1 protein-coding gene is annotated in these 734 nt (G+C 48.6%); it reads left to right on the forward strand.

The genetic code is table 11. From position 1 onward, the window contains the following. Window positions 1-734 (forward strand): IS21 family transposase (istA, locus tag A3756_RS01485; protein ID WP_156490179.1); only part of this gene is annotated, 734 nt, incomplete at both ends.

Raw genomic sequence — 734 nt, forward strand, 5'->3', positions numbered from 1 at the left:
GAATATCGGCAGCAAAATCCTGATAACGGTTACAGTTATGCTCAGTTCTGTCATCGTTATCTTGAATGGCTGGGTTGCCAGAAACGTAGCATGCGTCAGATTCATCGTGCAGGTGAAAAACTCTTTGTCGATTACTGTGGTCCTACAATGCCGGTGGTGAACCCAGATACCGGCGAAGTCAGGCAAGCCCAAATTTTTGTCGCTGTGATGGGGGCATCCAACTACACCTTTGCTTGTGCTAGTTGGAGCCAGAACCAGGAAGACTGGTTGAATGCCCATGTACAGACTTTCGAGTTCCTCGGCGGTGTACCTGAACTAGTCGTGCCGGATAATTTGAGAAGTGCGGTGCGCAAAACACATCGTTACGAACCAGATATAAACCCGGCTTATCAGCAACTGGCACAACACTATCAAGTGGCGGTTGTTCCAGCGCGCCCCTATAAACCCAAGGATAAATCCAAAGCAGAAGTCGCTGTACAAATCGTTGAACGCTGGATTATGGCACGCTTGCGTCATCAAACCTTCTTCACTCTGGCGTCACTAAACCAAGCAATCCGGTTTTTATTGGACGACTTGAATCAGCGTCCCTTTAAGAAGCTCCCGGGTTCCCGGGCAAGTCAGTTCAAGCAACTAGACCAACCCGCCTTAAGGTCATTGCCTACAACGCCATACCATTATGCAGAGATCAAACAGGTGCGAGTCCATATCGATTACCACGTCGAATACGATAAGCA

The sequence above is a fragment of the Oleiphilus sp. HI0086 genome (assembly GCF_001635225.1).